The organism is Rhodanobacter sp. MP1X3 (genome assembly GCF_014207165.1).
In the GTDB taxonomy this organism is placed as follows: domain Bacteria; phylum Pseudomonadota; class Gammaproteobacteria; order Xanthomonadales; family Rhodanobacteraceae; genus Rhodanobacter.
On sequence record NZ_JACHCO010000001.1, the window covers coordinates 746,101 to 763,933 of the forward strand.

Below are 17,833 nucleotides of genomic sequence, written 5' to 3' on the forward strand. Positions count from 1 at the left end.
GGTCGCGAGCGGCGGCATGAGGGAAAGAGATGCAAAAACGACAAGGCCGCCGGGCAACCGGCGGCCTTGTTTTATGGCGCCTGCCCGATTGCTCATATAGAGAGTCCGCAGCCTTGGGTCGCGACCACACGCGTCCATGAAAGCGTCCGTCCCTGAGCGCAGCGCACGCGGTGAGTGGCCATGGATGGCCACGGTTTTGAGGGGCGAGGAAGTCGCAAGGGCGGCGGCGAGATTGATGAGTTGAGTTGGGCCAAGTAAAAGGAGCGCCGATGGCCCGTGTGTACCCTCGTATCCCCTTTGCGCCGAACTGTTTCTGACGCGCTGAACGAGGACCGAAAACCATGACCGCCATAGCATTCGTTCGTGCGCGGAACGGTGAGGCCATGGAGGATCAACCATCGAGATTCTTGCCGCTACGGGACTTCCCGTTTTGGGACTCCGTGCGTGTTTCTCGCGCGGCGTCTACGCCTGTTTTGACAGTCGCTACCGCAACGGCTGCAGCCACGTCAGATATGGTGCGCTGTGCGCCGTATCGGCGCGGATGGGCTCGCGTACTTGCGCTGCACTCGCAGTACTGAGCACTTCACGCTTGGTCCGATGAGGGGTCAGGCAGGCGGGATCGAAGGGCAGGTCACAGAAGGCGAGTAGTTGCCGGATCTGTGTTTCGGGTTGCTGTACCAGGGTTTCGTAGGGGAAATCCAGCACGTGTTGCGGGTGGCGCATTAGCCAGAACGCGCTGAGGCGTTCGTAGTCGCGGTAGTGCTCGGCCATCTCGTCGAGGTCGTAGCTGTAATGCACGCCATCCCGGAACAGTTGGCGGTAGCAGGAGAAACAAGTCTCCACCGGGTTGCGGTGGCAGTGGATGATTTTTGCGCCGGGCAGCATGAGGCGTACGGCACCCAGCAGCGGCCAGTTGGTGACGTTCTTGTCGGTGAAGCGCGGGCGTTGTTCGCGCCAGCGCGCGGTGCGGGTGAGGTAGTCCTGTCCAAGCCGATGCCAATCGGCGGCGGTGGCGGCGCTTACCCACTGCGGAAAGGGCTGGCCGCGGCGATGCGACTCGTCCTCGATGACCTGGGGTAGATCAGCAATTTCGTTGGCGCCCTCGACGTCGGGATGGGTTGCCAGGATGTGTTCGACCAGCGTGGAACCTGAGCGCGGCATGCTGGCGATGAAGATAACTTCGTGGCCCAGCGTGTGGTCTATTGGTACGGGCAGCGGGGCGCGGAAGGCTTCCATGATGCGGTCGATCTGCGCGCGCTCGGCGGTGGCGTTCCACGCCACCTGTCGCCGTTTGTCCGCGTTTGCCTGGCGTAGCGCTTCAAAAGCGCCGGCGTAGTCGTGTTGGTCTTCCAGCGCGCGGAACAGGCTGAAACCGAGCATCACCCGCGTATCGGATGGCAGGTTGGGTTGACGCAGGGCGCGGCGAATCAGCTCGATGTCGCCCGGCGCCAGCGACTCGGTCTTGAGATTGGCCAGCCCGTGCCACGCTTCGGCGCGCTCGGGTTGCTGGCGCAGCACGTGCCGGTACTCGGTCACGGCACGCGGAATGTCGCCCTGCATGGTGGCGATGTCCGCCACGCCGATGCGGGCCAGTACGTGTTGCGCGTCCAGTGTCAGCGTGTGGCGAAAGGCCTCGTCGGCATCGCGCAATTGGCCCCTTTGCTTCAGTGCCTTGCCGAGGTTGTAGCGTGGCTTGGCTTGCTGTGGTGCCAGTTCGCAGGCGCGGCGCAGGTGGACCAGTGCTTCGTTGAACGCGCCGGCATCGTGCAGCGCGCAGCCAAGGTAGGTCTGCATGTTGGCATCGGCGGGACGCTGCACGACAGCCTTGCGCAGCCAGTCGGCAGCCTTGGCGGCTTGGCCGCCCATCAGGCAGGTGACGCCATACAGGTACTGCGCGTCGGCCAGCCCGGGGTTAGCAGCGAGTGCCTGCGTCAGCGCTCGCTCGGCGTCATCCAGCCTGCCTTGACCGAGCGCCCTGCCGGCTTCGGCCATCAACTGGCCGATATTGCCGGCGGTTGGATGTGGGGACATGCAGCTTCGATCAGGCGATCAGGCCGAATGCCACGCTTCCATCCCGCCCACCACGTTGTGCACGTTGCTGAAGCCGTGCGCGGCAAAGCGTTCGGCCACGCCCTGGCTGGAGATGCCACGCTGGCAGATGAAGGCGAGCGCGGCGTCCTTGGGCAGGGCGCTGAGTGTTTCGTAGCCTTCGTCCTCAAGGATGCGTGCCTGCGGCAACGGGGTGAGTTGCGCGCGCGTGGCGGCGGGGCGTACGTCGATCAGGGTGATGTTGCCTGCGGCCAGTCGGGCCTTGAGTTCGTGCACGGTGAGGGATTTGATTTCCTGCGCGCCGGGAAATTTCAGGCTCAGGCCTTCGCCCTGCACGGTGGATACCCAGTCGATCACGATGCCTTTGGCGCGCTGCGCGCTCGCCGGGTCGAAATGGACTTCAAGCCCATTGCTGTGCGCGACGATGTCGTGATCGCCGGCCGGGGCCAGCTGAAAGCCAGCGCTGTGATCGGGGCCGATCTCGAGGTGCAGCGCGACGCCCTGCGCATTGGCGGTACCCTGGCGGATCGCCTCGGCGGCCGCATCGGTAATGGTGATTACCGGCGGCGTGCGGTCGGGTTTCGCCGCGCCAAACAGTTCGTGCAGTTCGCCACTGGTATAGAGCTGGCGGATGATGTCGGCACCACCGACCAACTCGCCTTCGACGTAGAGCTGCGGAATGGTCGGCCACTCGCCATAGGCCTTGATGCCTTCGCGGATTTCCGGATCTTCCAGCACGTTGATCGTGTGGTAGTCGGGCAGCAGCTCGTTGAGCATGTTGGTGGCGGCGGCGGAAAAGCCACATTGTGGCTGCCGACGGTCGCCCTTCATGAACAGCACCACGCGGTGGTCCTTGAGCAGGGTTTCAATACGTTCGCGGGTGGCGTTGTCGAGGGACATGGGAGGACTCCAGCAAAGAGGTCAATGATCCCACATGGCGCCATTGTCCGGCGGGTTCAAGCAAAGGGGCGGGCAAATCCACCGTTTATGCGATACCTGGACCAGCTTCAGGCAGCCGGCCGGAGTTCGGTGAGCTTGCGTCGGCGTGCGGCCAGTGGCGCCAGTGCGAGGGCGGCCGTCGGCGAGGGCAGCAGCAGCTCCCGGCTAGCTCGGCCCAGGGCAGTGGGTTGCTCGCTCCAGTGGATCAGCTCCATCGCGCCGGTGTGGTCTTCGGTCAGCGCGGTGCAATGCTCCACCCAGTCGCCATCGTTGAGGTACAGCACGCCATCGATCTCGCGCACCTGACCGTAATGGATATGGCCGCAGATATGGCCGTCGAAACCGCGCTGGGCGGCATCGCTGGCGACGCGATCTTCATAAGCGCGGATATACGCCAACGCCTTGCCGATATGCGACTTGATGATGATGGACAGCGGCACGTACGGCAATTCGAGGCGGCGACGCATGCCATACAGGCGGCGGTTGCTCCAGCAAATGAAGCGGTGCATCGCCTCACCCAGATGCATCATCCAGCTGCGGCCGACCTGCTCGGGATCGAACTCGTCGCCGTGGCTGACGTGATAGCGGCGGCCGTCGGCGCCTTCATGGATGGCGTCGAGTCGAATCTTGACGCCGCCGAAGGTTTGTCCCGCCATGCCGCGCAATGGACAATCGTGGTTGCCGGGTATGTAGGTGACGTCGACGCCGCGCCGGGCTATTGCCATGATCTCAGCCAGCACGGCGCTATGGTCCGCGTGCCACCAATGTCGGCGGGTCAGCGCTTCCATGTCGATGATGTCGCCGACCAGATAGAGCTTTTCGCAGCGCAACTTGCGCAGGAAGTCGAGCAGATAACTGGCCTTACAGTCTGGCGTGCCCAGATGCACATCGGAGATGAAGGCGCTACGGCAGTGAAAGTTCGACATGGCGAGTACTCCGGTAGGTACCGGGACCCCAGTGTCGGGCCATCAGGTCACCAAAGCATGGCGAAATGGTTGCAGTGTTGTTGCGACGCGGCAAGGTTCAAGAGCAGAAATGCGATGCTTAGCGGGAGGGACGCAAAGCCCGGCGAGCTATCGGCAAGATCGCATCCAGCCATAACGTGTACTGGGCGGCAGAAGGATGCAGCCCGTCATTGGCGACCAGATCGGCATGCTGCCGCGATATCGGCGTTATGTTGACCCAGTGCGCGCCCGCACGCGTGGTTTCGTCCCGTGCTATCGCGTTGTAGACGTCCAATTCGTCGGCGATACGTGCGGCGCCTCTGGCATCATCGCGTGCAAATGGCGTGGCGCCCCAATCGGGGATCGATACCACGATCACCCGCTGCGGATGGTTACCTGCCAGCACAATGGCCCGTTGCAGCAGCGCGGCAAAGGCCGTGCGATAGCCGCTGGCGGGGCGGCTGCGATATTCGTCGTTGACGCCGATCAGTAGGGTCACCAGATCGTAGGCGGGAGCCAGCTGCGCCTGATCCATGCCGGCCGACAGCTCATCGGTGGTCCAGCCGGTGACGGCGACGATGCGCGGGTCGTCGATCACCACGCCGCTGCGCCGGAGCTGTTGAACGAGCTGCGCTGGCCAGCGGGCTTCGGCGGGTACCGACTCGCCGATCGTGTAGGAGTCGCCGAGGGCGAGGTAGTGAAGCGGCGGTATGGCGGGCATCATGAAAGCAAGGCTCGACGTGGATGTTTCAGGACTTCACTTTCGATGGCTGCGGCGTCCATCGGGACGTTCAAGCGACTGCAGCGACAGCGCGAAGCGGCTGCTCATCCGCCATCCGACCCAGCACCCGTTCGATGCGCACGAACACTTCGCGCAGCTGCGCCGGTTGCGGCAGCAGGGTGAGCCGGATATGCCGGCTTGCGGCCACGTTGAAGCTGGAGCCGGGGACCACCAATACGGACTCCTCCTCCAGCAGGCGCAGCGCGAAAGCGTTGTCGTCGAAGCTGGCGATACGGCTGGCGCGAACTTGCGGGAACGCATACAGCGCACCGCCGGGTGTCACCAGATCCAGATAATCGCTGGCGACGACACCGTCGATCACGGCTTGACGCGCCTCATACAGGCGGCCACCGGGCACGGTCAGCGCGCCGATGGTCGGTGCGTCCTGCAAGGCGGGAATCACCGCCCATTGCGCCGTCACGTTGGCGCATAGACGAAGTGCAGCGAGCAGCTGCAGGGCGTCGCGATATGCCGAAGTGCGTGCCGGATCACCCGACAGGCTCATCCAGCCGACCCGGTAACCACAGGCACGATGCACCTTGCTCAGGCCACCAAAACTGATGCAGGGAAGCTCCCCGGCGACTTCGGCCAGCGGCTGGAACACCGCGTCGTCGTAAAGAATCTCGTCGTAGATTTCGTCGCTCAGCAGCAGCAACCGGTGGCGCGCCGCCACGGCGACCAGCCGCTCCAGCAACGCGCGCGGATACACCGCGCCAGTCGGGTTATTCGGGTTTATCAGCACCAGCGCACGGGTGCGCGGGGTGATCAGCGCCTCGATTTCGTCCGGATCGGGGAGGTGACCGTTGGCTGCCAGACAGCGGTAATAGCGTGGCCGGCCACCGTTCAAGATCGTTGCGGCGCTCCACAGCGGGTAGTCGGGGCTGGGCAGCAGCACTTCGTCGTCGGATTGCAGCAGTGCACGCAGGCTGAGGTCGATCAGCTCGCTGACCCCGTTGCCGATAAAGATGCGTTCGGCATCGACATGCCGCGCGCCGCGCGCACGCTGCTGAGCGGCGATGGTATCGCGGGCGATCTCCAGCCCTTGCTCGTGACCGTAGGCTTCGCTGTCATGCAGATGGTTGGCGATCGCTTCGCGCAGATGCGCTGGCGCCTCGAAACCGTAGCGGCCGGGATTGCCGATATTGAGCTTGATGATGTCGAGGCCAGCGGCCTCCAGATCGCGCGCGCGTCGGGTCAGTGCGCCGCGGATTTCGTAACGCACATCGGCCAGGTGCGCGCTGGGTGCTATGGAGCTGGGTGCTGTAAAACCGTGTGTCATCGAAGCCAACGCCGATATCCTTATGATCTCTATGGCCGGCACCGCGGCCGAAACCTCGATGCTAGCAGCGCGCCGTGGTTCAGCGCGAGGATCGTTCAGGCAAATCGGTGGCAAATCAAGATTCATCGGCAGGCCATGCAAGGGCAGGGCATAATCAGTTTACCCGTGAAGCCAGATCTCCCCCATGAGTGATGCCGAATCGATCGAACGCCTGCGACGCATTGGCTGGCGTGGTGATGTGCTGCCCGCGGATGGGTTGCGACTCGCCCGCGTAGTTGCCCAGCATCGGGCCGGCTACGAATTGCACGATGGCGAAACCCTGTTTGGCGCGCAGCCGGACGGACGTTTTCTGAAGCGAGGTATCGATCCGGGTGAGCGCCCAGCGGTCGGTGATTTCGTTGAGGTGGCCGACGGCATGCCGCCGCATATTGTCACTGTGTCGCCGCGACGGACGGTGCTCTCTCGCGCCGCCGCTGGCGAGCGCTACGAGCGGCAGCTGATTGCCACTAATATCGACTACGTGCTGGTGTTGACCGGGCTGGATGGCGACTTCAATCCAGCGCGGATCGAACGCTACCTATCGCTGACCGAGGATTCGGGTGCGCAGCCGGTCGTGCTGCTGAGCAAGCTCGATACCCGCGATGATGCGCAGGAGCAGATCGACGCGCTACGCGCACGCCTGCCGGACAGTACGCCGATCCATCCGCTCAATAGCAAGGATCCGGCCAGCGTGGCGCTGCTGGCGCAGTACCTCAAGCCGGGTGACAGCGCGGTGCTGGTGGGATCGTCCGGTGCCGGCAAATCCACGCTCACCAACACGCTGCTTGGCACCGACCGCATGGCCACTGCCTCGGTGCGCACGCACGATAGCCGCGGACGTCATACCACCACACACCGGGCGTTGCTGCAGCTGCCTAGCGGCGGCTGCCTGATCGATACGCCGGGGATGCGCGAGCTGAAACTCACCGGCGAGGAAAACCTCGATCTGTTCGCCGATATCGAAGTGTTGGCCGAGACCTGCCGTTTCGCCGATTGCGGTCATGGCAGTGAGCCGGGCTGTGCGATTCAGGTGGCGCTGGACACCGGCGAGCTGACGCCCGAGCGCTGGCGCAACTATCTCAAGCTGCACGACGAACGCGAGGAACAGGCGGCCACGCTGGAGGCCAGGCTGCGTCGCCAGCGCGGCGGTCGTCCGATCGAGCGGCCGCATGGTCATCGCGGGCAGCGGGATCGCGATTGAGTTGATGGATTTTATTTTGGACGTCTAAACGTCCATACATTTAGTCGCTATACCTGTTCGACAGGGGCTGGACGGAGCGCTTAGCGGAGCGCTTCAAGCGTGGCGCGAGCGCCTACGTGATGCAGCGAGTCCAGTGCCCAGGTATAAGCCGCAACAAAGCGTGGATGCTCCACCAGGTCGCCGAACAGCTCGCGGTTTTCGATAAAGGCCAGCGGATGGCTGCGATTGTTCTGCGCGATCGCGTGCAATTGATCCTTCAGCCGGTCGACGATCTCGATCGGCTCACCCTGCTCGTCAGTACCTTCGTCGTAGCGTGCCCAGCTGGCGACGACCGCTGCGCTGCGCTTGATCTCACCGTTATGCTCAAGCTGATGGCGGATCACCGGCACCAGCCACTTGGGAATCCGGTCGGAGCTTTCGGCGCACAACCGCGCCAGCGTGTCGCGGATCTGCGGATTGGCGAAGCGCTCGATCAGGGTGCGACGATAAAGGTCGAGATCCACACCTGGCAGCGGCGACAGCGTCGGCGAGCCTTCTTCCACCATATAGCCGAGCAGGAACTCGACGAACAGCGGATCCTGGCAGACTTCGTGCGCGTAGCGATAGCCGGCCAGATAGCCGAAATAGGTCAGCGCCTGATGGCTGGCATTGAGCAGGCGCAGCTTCATCAGCTCGTATGGCATCACCTCGTCGACGATCTGCACGCCGACGTCCTCGAATGCGGGCCTGCCGTCGTTGAAGTGATCTTCCAGCACCCACTGGGTGAATGGTTCGCACACGACGGGCCAGGCGTCGTCGATACCGAAGCGCTGCCTTACTTCGTCGCGGTCGGCATCGGTGGTGACCGGAGTGATGCGGTCGACCATCGAGTTGGGAAACTTCACGTGCTCGGCAATCCAAGCGCCCAGTTCGGCGTTCTTGCGTCGCGCGTAGGCGGTGAATGTTGCCTTGGCTACATCGCCATTACCCTGGATGTTGTCGCAGGACATCACGGTGAACGGCGCAATGCCGCTGGACATGCGCCGCGCTAGCGCCTCGGTCACCAGGCCGAAGCTGGTTTTCGGTTTAGCGCCATTGGCCAGGTCGTGTTTTACGTCCGGGTTGTCGAAATTGAATGCACCGGTGACGTGATGAAAGTTGTAGCCGCCTTCGGTCACGGTCAGCGAGACGATGCGTACCTCCGGGCTGGCCATTTTTTCCAGCACGGCTTCGACATCATCCGGTGCATAGAGGTACTCGATGATCGAACCGATCACCCGCGGCTTGTAGCTGCCGTCAGGATGCTTGATCACCAGCGTGTAGAGCCCGTTCTGCGCGTCCATCACCGTCTTCATGCGCTGGTCTGCCGGCATCACGCCGACACCACAGATACCCCAGTCCAACGCCTTCCCGTCGTTCATCAGCTGGTCGACGTACATTGCCTGATGGGCGCGGTGAAAGCCGCCAACGCCAAAATGCACGATACCGGCACCCACCTTGCTGCGATCGTAGGCAGGCACGGCCACGGCGGGATCAAGCTGATGGAGGGTGCTGGCGTTTAACTTCTGCATGGCGGCAATCTTCTTGGATCGAAAAGTTGGATCGTGATGTCAGGCGTTGTTGGACATGGCCGTTCGTTAGACATCAGGCTGCAGCCGGTGCCTTGAGCAGTGATTGCTCGCTGGTGGCATCGAATACCTGCAGCTTGTCGGTCCGGCAGCGCAAGCGGATCGCGTCGCCCATCGCTACCGTGAGATGGCTTTCGATCTGTGCAGTTACCCGATGCGGGCCGACCTGTACCTGGATCATGGTCACCGAGCCGAGCGGCTCGACTACTTCGACGATGCCGGACAGCACGTTCTCGTTGACCGGATCGTCCGCGGCCAGATAGCTCAGATGCTCGGGGCGCACGCCAATCACTGCTTCGGTGCCAGCATGTGTGGCCACTGCCTCGCCGCGGGCGCCGGTCAGGGTCAGGCTGAAGTGGTCGTCCGTCAACGTGCGTTTGTCGACGCCGACCCGACCGCGCAGAAAATTCATCGATGGCGTGCCGATAAAGCCGGCGACGAAGATATTCGCCGGCCATTCGTACAGTCGCTGCGGCGTATCGATCTGCTGGATCTTGCCGTTGAGCATCACCACGATGCGCTGGCCCATGGTCATCGCCTCGACCTGGTCATGTGTCACGTAGAACGTGGTGACGCCGAGCTTGCGATGCAGTTTGACGATTTCGGCGCGGGTATCCACACGCAATTTTGCGTCCAGGTTCGACAGCGGCTCATCCATCAGGAATACCTGCGGCTGACGCACGATGGCGCGTCCGAGCGCAACGCGCTGGCGTTGACCGCCGGAAAGTGCGCGCGGCTTGCGTTCCAGCAAGTGGGCGATGTCGAGCACCTTGGCCGCTTCCTGCACGCGACTGGTGATTTCCGCATCGGGAATTTTTTTCAGGCGCAACGCAAACGCCATGTTCTCGAACACGCTCATGTGCGGATACAGCGCATAACTCTGGAAGACCATCGCGATATCGCGATCCTTCGGCGCCACCTGGCTGACATCGCGGCCGTCGATACTGATCGAGCCGCCGCTGATGCTTTCCAGCCCGGCGATCATTCGCATGGTGGTGGTCTTGCCGCAGCCGGACGGGCCGACCAGCACGATGAACTCGCCGTCCTTGGTGGTCAGGTTGAAACTGTCCACGGCGTTGTCGGCGGCATCGCTACCCTTTCCACCGTAGTTCTTGACGACGTCCTTCAGTTCAACGATGGCCATGAATACATAAACCTCTTCAACGAGTTCGACGATACGGAGTAACGCGTTATTTGACCGCGCCAAAGGTGAGTCCGCGCACCATCTGCCGCTGGGCAAACCAGCCGAGCACGATGATGGGTGCAACGGTGAGTACCGAGGCAGCCGACATCTTGGCCCAGAACAGTCCTTCGGCGCTTTTGAACGATGCGATATAGACGGCCAACGTCGCGGCGCGGTGATCGGTCATGGTCAGGCTCCAGAACGATTCGTTCCAGGCCAGGATCAGCGCCAGCAGTCCGGCCGAGGCGATGCCCGGCAGAGCCAACGGCAAGATCACCTTGCGCATGGTCTGCAAGGTGCTGGCGCCATCGATATCCGCGGCTTCGACCAGATCCTTGGGGATGTCCTTGAAGTACGAATAAACCATCCACACCAGCAGCGGCATGTTCATGGCGGTGAAGAGCAGGGTCAGGCCAGCCAGGTTATCCAGCAGGCCCAACTGCTTGTAGACCAGGTAGATCGGGATCAGCACGCCTACCGCCGGGATGAACTTGGTCGAGACCATCCACACCAGGGTGAAGTCCGTGCGCTTGGTCGGGAAGAACGCCATCGCATAAGCCGCCGGGATCGCCAGCAACAGACCGACAAGTGTCGATACAACGGCGGATACGACCGAGTTGAGCGCGTAGTGCAGGTAGCCGCTGCCCTGCTCCAATGCCACGCGAAAGCTGTCCAGCGTGGGTACGAACAGGAAGTGCGGATCGATGGTGAACGCATTCTGTTCCGTCTTGAATGCTGTCAGCAACATCCACAGGATCGGAAAAAACATTACCAGTGCCACGAAGTATGCCAGCGCAGTCAGGAGGGTGCCGCCGATGGATTTGTCTTTCATCGCCGGCTCCCCGCGTTCAAGTTGCCGGCCACGAACCGAATAAGAAAGATCGAGAAAATATTCGCCAGGATCACCGCGCCGATCGCCGCCGCCGATGAAATTCCGATGTCGTACTGGAAGAACGCTGACTGGTAAATGTAATAGGGCAGGTTGGTGGTCGCCGTGCCGGGTCCCCCCGAGGTGGTGGTATAGATTTCGGCGAACGAGGTGAGAAAGAAAATGCTCTCCAGCATCACCACGACGTAAAGCACTTGTCCGAGGTGCGGCACCACGATGTGGCGAAACTCCTGCCACTTGTTCGCGCCGTCCAGCCGCACAGCTTCGATCTGATCTTCCGGTAGCGACTGCAGGCCGGTCAGCAGAATCAGCAGTGCAAACGGGATCCATTCCCATGACACCATGATGATGATCGACAGCATCGGATACTGCGCCAGCCAATCGATCGGGTTCAGCCCTAGATGGCGAAATACCCAGGCGAGCAGGCCGTATACCGGGTGAAACAACATGTTCTTCCAGATCAGGCCGGTGACCACCGGCATCACGAAGAACGGTGCAATCGCCAGCGTGCGAGCCACGCCGCGGCCGACGAAGGTGCGATTGAAAAGTATCGCCAGCCCCAGCCCGACGCTCACCGTAATGACGAGGCTGGCGCCGACCAGAACCAGCGTATTGATGAGCGAATCCCAGAACGTGGGATCGGTGAACATCAGTTTGAAATTGGTGATGCCGGCGAAGCCTGTGATCTCCGGCATCATCAGGTTGTAGCGCCGGAACGCGTAGTACAGCGTCATCACCAGCGGCACGATCATCCATACCAGCAGGAAGATCACCGCAGGAGCGAGCAATCGTCGTATGGGTGCTCCCGACAGGCGAGCCTTGGGCTTGGCCCTCTTGTCGGGGAGCGATGTAGCGACTGCAGGAGACGACATAGGCGATGATTCCAATGGTTCGCGGAACGCCGCCGCTTGTGCGTGGGCGATCCGCGAAAGGGGCTTACTTGGATTTGCCTGACTGGATCATCATCCGCTGGGTGAACGTTTGCGCCAGCAGCAAACCTTGGTCCACCGAAGTCTGGCCAGCCAGGATGCCGGCCATGATCTGGCCTACCCGCGTACCGATGGCCTGGAACTCGGGGATGTCGACGAACTGGATGCCGGTGTAAGGCACCTGCTGCACCGACGGTTTGGTCGGATCAGCCGTGCCAATCGCTTGCGCGACCAGTTTCGCGAACGGTGCCACCTTCAGGTACTCAGGATTGACATAGGTCGACTGGCGGGTGCCCGGCGGCACGGAAATCCAGCCCTTGGCCTTGGCCACGCTGGCGATATAACCCTTGGACGTAGCCCAGTCGATAAAGGTCTGCGCATCCGCGGCGTGCTTGGACGACTTCGGAATCGCCAGCGCCCATATGTACAGCCAGTTGGAACCGGCCTTGGTCACTTCATGCGGTGACTGTGCAAAGCCGACATCCTTGGCCACCTTGGAGGTCGTCGGGTCAGACAGATAACCCGCCGCCACCGTCGAATCCACCCACATCGCGCACTGGCCGTTGGCGAACAGTGTTTCCGATTCGGTGAAGCCATTCGAGGTTGCGCCCGGCGGACCGTATTGGGTCAGCAAGGTCTTGTACTGGTTCGCGGCATTCTTCCACGGTGCGGAGGTCAGCTCGGGCTTCCAGTTGATGTCGAACCAGCGGCCGCCGTAAGCGTTGACCATGGTGTCGAACAGCGCCATGTTTTCGCCCCAGCCCGGCAGTCCACGCAGGCAGATGCCGTAGGTGCCCTTGGATTTGTCGGTGAGCTTGGCGGCGAATTGCCCTATCTGCGTCCACGTGGGTTCGGCCGGCATGGTCAGCTTGGCCGCGGCAAACAGATCCTTGCGGTAATACGTCATCGAGGATTCGGCGTAGAACGGCAGCGCGTAGATCTTGTTGCTGTAAGACAGCCCCTGGCGCACCGATTTCAGCAGATCGTTGACGTCGTAGTCGGCTGCCGGGGTCATCGGCATCAACCAGCCGTTCTTGGCCCAGATCGGGGTTTCATAGTTGCTGAGCATCACTACGTCGTACTGGCCGGCGCTGGTGGCGATGTCGGTGGTGACCTTCTGGCGCAGTTCGTTCTCCGGCAGGGTGACGAAATTCACCTTGACGTTGGGGTGCAGCTTGCCGAACTCGCCGGACAGCTTCTGCATGGTGACCATATCGGGATTGTTCACGACCGCCACGGTGATGGCGCTCTGTGCGGCGGCCACCGAGGTGGCGCTCATGCCTGCGATGAAAAGCAACGTCTTGATAGTCATCATTTGTCCTTTATCTATGTGGCGTCATTCGGATGATGGTTCGGTCGCGTTGGCTTGGTGATTTGGGTCATTAGGCATCTTCGGAGCATTGTTTGGGCAATGCACGTGATGGATCGATCTAAATTGCATTGCTGCAGTCGCAGCAATGCTTGCTGTTTGAGTCGATGAAATTTGCTGTCTTGAATAATGAAAAAAGCTTCTGATGGGTCAATCGGTAGCTTCCTGGGGCCGCCCGCAGGTACTGGCGCGATGTTGCATAGCGAGATTGGTATTTCAGTCCGTGTAATTTCATAAAGCGCTGCCGGCTTTCGCGTAAAGCGTAGCCATCGGTAGCGGAATTGCGGTTGGCACGAGGGCGATGAGCCGATCATGTCCGGATGGATGACGAATTCTTCCGGCGAAATGCGCTGCCAGGTGCCGCTGGCAAAGTGTCACGCACTACTATCGACACATTGCCACCAGGGATTGCGTCATGCGCCGGTTGTCATCCAGATTGACTGTGTTCTACAAGCGCGTGTTTCCGGTTGTCTGGCTGATATTTCCGGTATTTTCGGGACTCATTTTGTGGAATGGGTTGACGCGCAGTCACTCATCCGTTGTCTGGCCATCCTTTCTGCCGCCGCTGATTATTTTCGTGATCGGAGGCCTGCTCTTCAGGAAGCTGATCTTCGATCTGGTGGATGAGGTCTGGCTCGATAGCGATCAGCTGCTGGTGAAGAATCGTGGCCTGCAGGCGCGCGTTGCGCTGGCCGACGTGATCAACGTCAACGCCACCATCATGGTCAACCCCCGACGTATCACGTTGCTGCTGCGGGCGGATTCGCGTTTCGGTCGCAACATTACCTTCATGCCGGCCAGTCCACGTGGATTCACGGCGGCGTTCAAACCCGATCCGATCGCCACTGAGCTGATCGGTCGCATCGACGCATTACGGCAGGCGCGCCGATGAATACAGTGACGAGTGCTATCGCACCCGAACTGCAACGCTACGCTGATCTCGACAAGCGCTTGCTGGCGGCGGCGCGCGGCATCACCATCCTGCCCACGGTGGCGTGGTCGGCATCGCTGGAAAACCACATGATCGCGGCCTATGGCAAGGGCAAGTTCGCGCTGCCCGAGGTTACCTACAAGCGTCCCGATCTTTCCGCTGCGCGTGTCGAGCTGGCGGCGATCGAGGCCGAGGCTGGCGGCAGCGATCCCGAGGATATCGATCCGCTCGGAGGTTACCTGCGCCGTACCGCGGAGTCGTGGCGCATTGCCGCCGAGATGCTGGAAGCAGTGGGTACCGAAGGCGTTACCGGACCATCGATTGTTCTATATGGACGTCCAGAGGATTCGATACCCGGCAGCAAGCGCAGCAATCTCGACGCAGCGCGCTATTTCGTCGAGTTGTCCGACGAGTTGGGTGCCGATCTGCTGGCCGACGGCATCGGTACCGATATTTCTTCGGAAGTTTTGCGCGATGAGCTGACCAAGACGCTGGATGATTTTTTCGGCGCGGGCACGATTCGCGTCGAAGTCGATCCTGAGCTCACTGCCAAGGCCGCCGCCGGCGCCACCCGCATCCGTCTGCGCGGCGCCACACATTTCACCGAATACGATCATCACCAGCTGCTGGCGCACGAGGCATTCGTGCATTCGCTGACCGCGTTGAACGGACGCCGCCAGCCGCTGCTGACCTCGCTGGCGCGCACCTCGCCGCGGGTAACCGCCACGCAGGAGGGGCTGGCTGTATTCGCCGAGCTGATGTCCGGCGCCATCGATATTACCCGGCTCAAGCGCATCAGCCTGCGCATTCTGGCGATCGACATGGCGCTCAAGGGAGCGGATTTCGTCGAGGTGTATCGTTATTTCAGCAGCTGTGGCCAGAGTGCCGCCGACAGTTTTCATTCGGCGCAGCGGGTATTTCGTGGCGTGCCGCTGACCGGAGGTTCGGCCTTTGCCAAGGACAACGTCTATCTGGCCGGCCTGCTGACCGTACATACGTTTTTCCGCTGGGCGCTGAAGGAGCGGCGGATGGATTTGCTGCGGCACCTGTTTGCCGGAAAGCTGGCGCTGCACGACGTGATAGCGCTGCAGCCGTATTTCGAATCAGGTGCCATCCTGCCACCGCACTGGCTGCCGCCCTGGATGCAGCATGTCCATGGCCTGGCCGGCAAGCTCGCTTTTTCGGTATTCGTCAATGGCATCCACATGAATCGGGTGCAGGGAGACGAGCTTTCGCTGAGCGTTTAGTGCCAGAGCAACGGCTTCGCCGGTGCTACCATGAAAAGGCACCCGCCACGTCGGGTGTCGCCCCTCCCCAACTCAAAAAAACGCCGCCGATGTCCCTCCCTGAAGAACTGCGTCTTGCCGCCCTCGAATACCACCGCCTGCCGCGCCCCGGCAAGATCAAGGTCACGCCGACCACGCAGCTGCTGACCCAGCGCGACTTGTCGCTGGCCTATTCGCCTGGTGTGGCAGCCGCCTGTGACGCGATCGTCGAGGACCCCGGCACGGCCGCCGAATACACTGCGCGCGCCAACCTTGTAGCGGTGATCACCAACGGAACTGCCGTGCTGGGTCTGGGCAATATCGGGCCGCTGGCAGCCAAACCGGTGATGGAAGGCAAGGGCGTCCTGTTCCAGAAATTTGCAGGCATCGACGTGTTCGATATCGAGATCGACGAGTCCGATCCGGACAAGCTGGTCGACATCATCGCTTCGCTCGAGCCGACTTTCGGCGGCATCAACCTGGAAGACATCAAGGCGCCAGAGTGCTTCATCGTCGAGCGCAAGCTGCGCGAGCGGATGAAGATTCCGGTGTTCCACGATGATCAGCACGGCACCTCGATCATTGTTGGCGCGGCATTGATCAATGCGCTGGTGGTCGTGGGCAAGCGTATCGAGGACATTCGCATCGCGACGACCGGCATGGGCGCAGCGGGCATCTCCTGTGTCGATATGCTGGTGGCGCTGGGCGCCAAGCCGGAAAATATTCTCGCGTTCGATCGCGATGGCGTGCTGCACAGCGAGCGCACCGATCTGGACCCGGACAAGCAGCGCTACGCGCGCGACACCAAGGCGCGCACGCTGGCCGAAATCGTCGTCGGCGCAGACGTGTTTCTCGGTCTTTCGGCCGGCGGCATCCTGAAGCCGGAGATGCTGGCGACGATGGCCTCGCAGCCGATCATCTTCGCGCTGGCCAACCCGAATCCGGAGATCACCCCGGAGGAAGCCAAGGCCGTGCGACCGGACTGCATTATGGCAACCGGCCGCTCGGACTATCCGAACCAGGTCAACAACGCGCTGTGCTTTCCGTACCTGTTCCGCGGCGCGCTGGATGTGGGCGCCACGGTGATCAACGAGGCGATGAAAATCGCCTGCGTCAAGGCGATCGCAGCGCTGGCACGGCGGGAATCCTCCGATGTCAGCGCGCGCGCCTATGGTGGCAAGCCGCCGAGCTTCGGACCGGAATATCTGATCCCGCAGCCATTCGATCCACGCCTGTTGTTGCAACTGCCCCCGGCCGTTGCGCAGGCCGCGATGGACTCGGGTGTGGCCACGCGACCGATGGAAGATTTTGTCGCCTACAACGATCACCTCACCAGCTTCGTGTTCCGCACCGGCCTGCTGATGAAGCCGGTATTCGAGCGGGCCAAGGCTGCGCCGACGCGTCTGGTGTACGCCGAGGGCGAGGAAGAAACCGTATTGCGTGCCGTGCAGGTCGTGGTCGACGAAGGCGTCGCGAAACCCATCCTGATTGGCCGTCCCGACGTGATCGAGAAGCGTATCAAGCGCGCCGGTTTGCGTTTGAAGGTCGGTGTGGACGTGGAGCTATGTAACATCCACAGCGATCCGCGCTTCGACGATTACTGGCAGCACTATCACCGGCTGATGGAGCGCCGTGGCGTGACCCCGTCGATGGCCAAGGCGCTGGTACGCACGCGGCCGACCATCATCGCTGCGCTGATGGTCGAGCGCGGTGAAGCGGACGGTATGATCTGCGGCCTGATCGGCCAGTACCAGAGCAAGCTGACCTATATCCAGGAAATCATCGGACTGGATGCCGGCGTCAGCGGGCCGTCGGCAATGGCGGCGGTGTCGACCGAGAAAGGCACGTTCTTCTATCTCGATACGCATGTGCAGGACGATCCGACGCCGGAGCAGATCGCCGAGGCCACGCTGCAGGCAGCGATCCGTCTGAAGCTGTTCGGCATCACGCCGAAGATCGCGCTGCTGTCCGCCGGCAACTTCGGCAGCCGCGACAGCTGTGGCGCTACCAAGATGCGCAAGGCGCTCGAACTGATCCGCGCCAAGGCGCCGCGCCTCGAAGTGGAAGGCGAGATGCAGGCCGATGTGGCGCTGACCCCCGAGCTGCGCGACAAGCTGTTTCCCAACTCGCGGCTGGAAGGCAAGGCGAATGTATTCGTGTTCCCGAATCTCGATGCGGCCAACATCGCCTACAACATGACGCGCATGCTCAGCGACGGCGTGGTGATCGGTCCGATTCTGATGGGCGTGGCCAAGCCGGCGCATATCCTGATGCCGCAGTCGACCGTACGGCGCATCGTCAACATGAGCGCGGTTGCCTGCGTCGAGGCGCAGATCCGGGCAGCCAATCGTCAGGCGGAGTAACTGACGGACTGCTGCATCGGGCGATCCGCATGATGGTTTGTCGCATCGAAAAGTGCCGTCACCAT

At 61.9% G+C, this 17,833-nt stretch carries 14 protein-coding genes; 4 read left to right on the forward strand and 10 right to left on the reverse strand.

What is annotated here, in order from left to right; all coding sequences use genetic code 11:
* Positions 1–483 precede the first annotated feature (483 nt).
* The 5 genes from HDE79_RS02970 to HDE79_RS02990 all read right to left on the reverse strand — a co-directional run bounded on the left by HDE79_RS02970 (position 484) and on the right by HDE79_RS02990 (position 5,992).
* Positions 484–2,031: a sulfotransferase gene (locus tag HDE79_RS02970; RefSeq protein ID WP_184600423.1), complete on the reverse strand. Its 1,548-nt coding sequence runs from the start codon at positions 2,029–2,031 to the stop codon at positions 484–486.
* 18 nt (positions 2,032–2,049) lie between these two features.
* Complete coding sequence (gene grxD, locus HDE79_RS02975; protein WP_184600424.1) at positions 2,050–2,949, reverse strand: Grx4 family monothiol glutaredoxin; 900 nt, start codon at positions 2,947–2,949, stop codon at positions 2,050–2,052.
* A 107-nt stretch (positions 2,950–3,056) separates the two neighbouring features.
* Positions 3,057–3,914 carry a UDP-2,3-diacylglucosamine diphosphatase gene (locus tag HDE79_RS02980; RefSeq protein WP_184600425.1) on the reverse strand — a complete coding sequence of 286 codons (858 nt, stop codon included), beginning with the start codon at positions 3,912–3,914 and terminating at the stop codon, positions 3,057–3,059.
* A gap of 118 nt (positions 3,915–4,032) precedes the next feature.
* On the reverse strand, positions 4,033–4,653 hold the full coding sequence (locus tag HDE79_RS02985) for a GDSL-type esterase/lipase family protein (RefSeq protein WP_184600426.1): 621 nt from the start codon (positions 4,651–4,653) through the stop codon (positions 4,033–4,035).
* A gap of 70 nt (positions 4,654–4,723) precedes the next feature.
* Positions 4,724–5,992, reverse strand: coding sequence for an aminotransferase class I/II-fold pyridoxal phosphate-dependent enzyme (locus HDE79_RS02990; RefSeq protein ID WP_184601080.1), 1,269 nt, complete (start codon positions 5,990–5,992; stop codon positions 4,724–4,726).
* Positions 5,993–6,176: 184 nt separating this feature from the next.
* Here HDE79_RS02990 and rsgA point away from each other — a divergent pair, with 184 nt between their 5' ends.
* Entirely contained in the window at positions 6,177–7,232 is a 1,056-nt protein-coding gene (gene rsgA / locus HDE79_RS02995; RefSeq protein WP_184600427.1) for a ribosome small subunit-dependent GTPase A, read from the forward strand.
* A gap of 80 nt (positions 7,233–7,312) precedes the next feature.
* On the opposite strand, the gene HDE79_RS03000 is transcribed toward rsgA, so the two are convergent.
* The 5 genes from HDE79_RS03000 to HDE79_RS03020 all read right to left on the reverse strand — a co-directional run bounded on the left by HDE79_RS03000 (position 7,313) and on the right by HDE79_RS03020 (position 13,152).
* Positions 7,313–8,782 carry a mannitol dehydrogenase family protein gene (locus HDE79_RS03000; protein ID WP_184600428.1) on the reverse strand — a complete coding sequence of 490 codons (1,470 nt, stop codon included), beginning with the start codon at positions 8,780–8,782 and terminating at the stop codon, positions 7,313–7,315.
* Positions 8,783–8,855: 73 nt separating this feature from the next.
* Positions 8,856–9,983 (reverse strand): sn-glycerol-3-phosphate ABC transporter ATP-binding protein UgpC, encoded by a 1,128-nt coding sequence (gene ugpC, locus HDE79_RS03005; RefSeq protein WP_184600429.1) that lies wholly within the window; start codon positions 9,981–9,983, stop codon positions 8,856–8,858.
* Between the two features lie 46 nt (positions 9,984–10,029).
* Positions 10,030–10,854 (reverse strand): carbohydrate ABC transporter permease, encoded by an 825-nt coding sequence (locus tag HDE79_RS03010; protein WP_184600430.1) that lies wholly within the window; start codon positions 10,852–10,854, stop codon positions 10,030–10,032.
* Positions 10,851–11,783 (reverse strand): sugar ABC transporter permease, encoded by a 933-nt coding sequence (locus tag HDE79_RS03015; protein ID WP_184600431.1) that lies wholly within the window; start codon positions 11,781–11,783, stop codon positions 10,851–10,853. The genes HDE79_RS03010 and HDE79_RS03015 overlap by 4 nt, the downstream gene beginning before the upstream one ends.
* Positions 11,784–11,847: 64 nt before the next feature.
* Positions 11,848–13,152 (reverse strand): sugar ABC transporter substrate-binding protein, encoded by a 1,305-nt coding sequence (locus HDE79_RS03020; protein WP_255488220.1) that lies wholly within the window; start codon positions 13,150–13,152, stop codon positions 11,848–11,850.
* A 472-nt stretch (positions 13,153–13,624) separates the two neighbouring features.
* On the opposite strand from HDE79_RS03020, the gene HDE79_RS03025 reads away from it, so the two are divergent.
* The 3 genes from HDE79_RS03025 (at position 13,625) to HDE79_RS03035 (ending at position 17,768) form a co-directional block, all read left to right on the forward strand.
* Complete coding sequence (locus HDE79_RS03025) at positions 13,625–14,101, forward strand: hypothetical protein (protein ID WP_184600433.1); 477 nt, start codon at positions 13,625–13,627, stop codon at positions 14,099–14,101.
* A complete protein-coding gene (locus HDE79_RS03030) occupies positions 14,098–15,387 on the forward strand; it encodes a flavohemoglobin expression-modulating QEGLA motif protein (protein ID WP_184600434.1) in 1,290 nt (429 codons plus the stop codon). Before HDE79_RS03025 ends, HDE79_RS03030 begins: the two co-directional genes overlap by 4 nt.
* Positions 15,388–15,476: 89 nt before the next feature.
* Positions 15,477–17,768, forward strand: coding sequence for an NADP-dependent malic enzyme (locus HDE79_RS03035; protein ID WP_184600435.1), 2,292 nt, complete (start codon positions 15,477–15,479; stop codon positions 17,766–17,768).
* Positions 17,769–17,833 lie beyond the last annotated feature (65 nt).

Excerpts from the sequence above, each read along its gene's own strand:
- ugpC (WP_184600429.1), bottom strand. The coding sequence starts at position 9,983 with ATGGCCATCGTTGAACTGAAGGACGTCGTCAAGAACTACGGTGGAAAG.
- grxD (WP_184600424.1), bottom strand. The coding sequence starts at position 2,949 with ATGTCCCTCGACAACGCCACCCGCGAACGTATTGAAACCCTGCTCAAG.
- rsgA (WP_184600427.1), top strand. The coding sequence starts at position 6,177 with ATGAGTGATGCCGAATCGATCGAACGCCTGCGACGCATTGGCTGGCGT.
- HDE79_RS02980 (WP_184600425.1), bottom strand. The coding sequence starts at position 3,914 with ATGTCGAACTTTCACTGCCGTAGCGCCTTCATCTCCGATGTGCATCTG.
- HDE79_RS03030 (WP_184600434.1), top strand. The coding sequence starts at position 14,098 with ATGAATACAGTGACGAGTGCTATCGCACCCGAACTGCAACGCTACGCT.
- HDE79_RS02970 (WP_184600423.1), bottom strand. The coding sequence starts at position 2,031 with ATGTCCCCACATCCAACCGCCGGCAATATCGGCCAGTTGATGGCCGAA.
- HDE79_RS02985 (WP_184600426.1), bottom strand. The coding sequence starts at position 4,653 with ATGCCCGCCATACCGCCGCTTCACTACCTCGCCCTCGGCGACTCCTAC.
- HDE79_RS03035 (WP_184600435.1), top strand. The coding sequence starts at position 15,477 with ATGTCCCTCCCTGAAGAACTGCGTCTTGCCGCCCTCGAATACCACCGC.
- HDE79_RS02990 (WP_184601080.1), bottom strand. The coding sequence starts at position 5,992 with ATGACACACGGTTTTACAGCACCCAGCTCCATAGCACCCAGCGCGCAC.
- HDE79_RS03015 (WP_184600431.1), bottom strand. The coding sequence starts at position 11,783 with ATGTCGTCTCCTGCAGTCGCTACATCGCTCCCCGACAAGAGGGCCAAG.
- HDE79_RS03010 (WP_184600430.1), bottom strand. The coding sequence starts at position 10,854 with ATGAAAGACAAATCCATCGGCGGCACCCTCCTGACTGCGCTGGCATAC.
- HDE79_RS03000 (WP_184600428.1), bottom strand. The coding sequence starts at position 8,782 with ATGCAGAAGTTAAACGCCAGCACCCTCCATCAGCTTGATCCCGCCGTG.
- HDE79_RS03020 (WP_255488220.1), bottom strand. The coding sequence starts at position 13,152 with ATGACTATCAAGACGTTGCTTTTCATCGCAGGCATGAGCGCCACCTCG.
- HDE79_RS03025 (WP_184600433.1), top strand. The coding sequence starts at position 13,625 with ATGCGCCGGTTGTCATCCAGATTGACTGTGTTCTACAAGCGCGTGTTT.